Genomic DNA, 4,169 nt, shown 5'->3' on the forward strand with positions numbered 1-4,169 from the left:
AAATTTCTTCTCGACTTAGTATTACGGGGAGTTTTTTTTCTTTAGGAATCGAGGGTAAATGAAGGTAATCGTACGGAAGATTTTCGGTTTTTAATAGAAAGCGTAATCCGTAAACCGTGTGTTTAAAATACGATTGCGAAGGAGAATGAGAACGTTGTTGTAGTTCAAACAGATAATCTTTAACCTGTTCAGGATGTAATTCGGTAGGTAATTTCCCAAAATGCAATGCCATGGTCGCTACATGACGTGAATAATTTTCAAAAGTGCGTTTGCTTCGTCCTAAAATAGAAATATTTCGTTCAAAACGTTGCAGAAGTTCAGAAAAACCTGTAATTTCATTACAAGCGCGATTCAAATATTTGTTTGCTCTTAATTCCTCCGGAGATTTTTTTTAATTACCATAGTATCAATTATTTAATCGTTAATAAATACTAAGGTACAAAATCATCGCAGCGAAAGCTACCGGAGGTTTAGTTCAACATCTACTATGACAACACGATTGGTTCCTGCTAAGATTTAAGCTTAATTTTATACCCCACACAAAAGTCTATTTTTTCACTAAATATTAGACTTTTATTCTAAGTACTAATTATCTCAATAATACCTTAAGTATGAAAATTAATGCAAGTATTGATACAATCTCCGAAAAACTTAAAATTCATTATCTTGATATAGGAGACTATGATGATGATATAAAATTAGCAATCAAAAATAATATAGCTAAAATATGTAATGGTATTGCAGGTGACCAAGATATTGATCTTTTAAAAATTGAAATTAAAAATTGGTTTATCGGAAAAGATGAATCAAAAAAGCATGGTTTTATAGCAGAGTTTTTTTGTCATTTATATTTAAATCAATTAAATTTTGAACAACATTTTTTATTCAAAAATTTAGAGGAAACAAAATCAATGAAGAAAGGTTTTGATGGATTATACCAATTTGAAGAAGAAATTTTCTTGTACGAAAGTAAGTCGAGTTTACCAACTACTTCAACTGCGACGCACAATTCAAATATTGGAGAAGCTTATCGTGATTTGAGAGATAAATTAAATGGTAAGAAATTAGATATACATGGTAATCCTATAGACCCTTGGTCTAATGCAATTAATCATGCTAGTCTTCAACAAATTAATCCAAATAAAAGCTTAATTCAAAATTTAGGTAATTTTAAGAGACAGTTTTTAAAAGGCAAATTTAATGATATAAAAAATTTTAATATCATTCCTAGCTCAACTATCTATTTAGGAACTAATTGGAAATGTATTGATCAAGAAGATTTAAAAACTAAACTTATAAGTCTGGTAAAAAAATATAAATACAAAAAAATAAATATTATTTGCATAAATAAGAAGGCTATTGATGGTTTCATAACTTATATAAACACATAATAATGTCAGAGAAAGCGCAACTCACAGCTTTAAAAAATAGTACTGAATTTAATTCTATTTTTTCTAAATTATTAACAAATGATTTATCTCTATCAGAATCACATAAAGAATACATTCTCTTATGCTCTTTACTCTTTTTTAAAGTTTATGACAATGATAATCGGTATAAAAGCTATTTCCGTTTAGGTTATTACATAATTCTAAAATATTCTTTACTTTTTAAAGATTTTAAACCTTTGTATGACATAAGTATGCAAATTGGATTTTATCCTATTTGCAAAACAATTTTAGATAGAGATTTACTAAATTTAGATAGCATAACTAGTTTTTTGTCATATAAAATAATTAATGAAAAATTTATAAATCTAAGAGAAAAATATTTAGAAACTTTAGAACAAAATACAGCTAGTAATCATTTACTCACCAGTGATGTAGAAAATCTCGTTTATGTAGCGCCAACTTCATTTGGTAAAAGTTCTTTAATTAAAGATTTTATTATTAATAATTCATATCAAAAAATTGGAATTATTGTTCCTACAAAATCATTACTAGTTCAGAACTTTAACGATATTAAAGAATTAAATCTAAATTACAAATTAATTACACATGATGAGATGTATGATGGGGAAGAAAAATTTATTGGTATATTAACTCAAGAAAGAGCCACAAGATTGCTAAGGAAAAATATTTCATTTGATATCCTTTTTATAGATGAAGCACATAATCTTTTTAGATATAATAAGAAAAACTCACGTGGTATTCTACTAACTCGATTAATAGAAATGAATCGTGAAATCAAAAATCATAAAGTAATTTATCTCTCTCCTTTAATTGATTTACCAATAAATATTCAGTCCAATATGAATTCGACTATAGAATCAGCAGTTGTAAAGCACAATTTAAAATCTGAAGATATTTTTTTATGGGAAAACGAAGAAGTCTTTAGTTACAATCGTTTCACAAATGAATATATATTATTTAGTCAATCATTGAGTTTTTTTAAATATATAGTTAACAATAGTCTAACTAAAAATTTCATATATAACTTTCGACCAAAGAGTATTGAGAAACTTTCAAATGAACTTTTTGACTTTTTACCGCATTATTTGATTGACAAAGAAATTGATCAAATTGTAAATACTATTAATAATGAAGTTCATGAGAAGTTTTATGCTAGTAAATTTTTAAGAAAGGGTATTGTTTATATTCATGGAAAAATACCTAATCAAATTAAAGAATATCTAGAATTTAAATTTAAAACCAATGCAAAGTTAAAATATATAATTGCCAATAAAGTAATTTTAGAAGGAGTTAACCTTCCGATTGAGACAATTTTTATCACTAGTACGAATTATTTAGATGGAAAAGATTTGGTCAATTTGATTGGTAGGGTTAATCGATTAAATTATGTTTTTCAAGAACAAAATTTAGAGAAACTGAATCCAAAAATTCATTTTGTCAATCGAGAAGATTTTCAAGGTAAATATTCGATGAAAAATAAAATTGAACTTTTGAGAAATCATAGTTTCAAAGATAAAATAGAAAATCCACTATTGAATAACTACAATATCGATGATTTAACATTTTCAAAAACTGATTATCTTACGAAAGAACAAGTTAAAGAAAAACGTCGTGAAAAAGATCAAAAACTTAAAGATAATACATCATTTCTAATTGATAATCGCAACTCAAAGAATCAAGATATCAATATAAAAAAATATTTTATTGAAAACAGCTTTGAAGAAATCTATGATAATTTTGATTTTGTCATCCCTCAGATTATTTTAAATATTCAAAACCTTAATACTCTAAAATGGGAAAATTTCAATCTTATTCAAAAAATAACCTATATTTTTATTAATAATTTAGATAATAGAATAATTGATTATGAGATTGAACGTTTAAAAAATACTGCTGCACAAAATTTTTACAATTATTACTTAACTACAACACAAAAAAGGCCTTTAAAACAGAATATTATTTCAACATTTCAATATTTAAAAACAAAAGCTAAGACTCTAGATCCATTTATATTTATTGGGAAATCATATGGAGAAGTAACAAGAAATACAAATGCATATAATAATAAAATATATAAAGATACAGTCTACGTTAACTTACAAGGCAAATCAGATGAAATTCTAATAAATTTAAGTATTGTAAAAGTTAAAATAGAGGAAGATTTTGTTAGCTATAAACTAAATAAATTAATAGTTTTTCTTTTTGATTTTGAGCTTATTGATGAAGATGAATACTTCAATCATGTTTATGGTACAACTAATAGAAACTTAATTAAATTAGTGCGATTAGGTTTAAGTACAAATATTGTCCATAAACTATATAATGATGAACAAATTTCAAATTTATCTCTTAATAGCTTTGGAAATCTTTCTGCAAACACAGAGTTTTATCAATATCTACAATCACAAAATGATTTATTTCAATTTGAAATTAGAAAATTTTTATAATTACTATTCGTATTTTATTATAAAAATGAATATTCATAGTAATACTTAATAAGTTAAAAATTATATTTGACATAGAATCAAACGATTCCAATCATAGTGTAAAACTTTCGTAATTAGGTGCTCACAACAATTCAAAAAAGTGAACCTCTCTATTTATAAAGCATACGGCTTAAAAGAGGCAAACCCTCTTTCTCCGCAATAAACACTGATACTTAATCAGTTAAAGCATAAACACCCAATTTTACACCCAAAAATGTAAAGTTGGGTTTTTTAATTTAGGTTACAAAAAATCTAATGGACTTGGTGTCGA

The 4,169-nt window shown here is 25.4% G+C and carries 3 protein-coding genes; 2 read left to right on the forward strand and 1 reads right to left on the reverse strand.

All coding sequences use genetic code 11. The features are described from left to right. Positions 1-355 (reverse strand): phage integrase N-terminal SAM-like domain-containing protein (locus tag H4K35_RS15405; RefSeq protein ID WP_182628793.1); only part of this gene is annotated, 355 nt, incomplete at its 3' end. Positions 356-611: 256 nt separating this feature from the next. Here H4K35_RS15405 and H4K35_RS15410 point away from each other — a divergent pair. Together H4K35_RS15410 and H4K35_RS15415 are read left to right on the forward strand one after the other, a co-directional pair. After that, entirely contained in the window at positions 612-1,391 is a 780-nt protein-coding gene (locus tag H4K35_RS15410) for a hypothetical protein (protein WP_182628794.1), read from the forward strand. A gap of 2 nt (positions 1,392-1,393) precedes the next feature. Next, complete coding sequence (locus H4K35_RS15415) at positions 1,394-3,859, forward strand: DEAD/DEAH box helicase (protein WP_182628795.1); 2,466 nt, start codon at positions 1,394-1,396, stop codon at positions 3,857-3,859. Positions 3,860-4,169 lie beyond the last annotated feature (310 nt).

Source organism: Myroides sp. NP-2, assembly GCF_014145665.1.
Lineage (GTDB): Bacteria > Bacteroidota > Bacteroidia > Flavobacteriales > Flavobacteriaceae > Flavobacterium.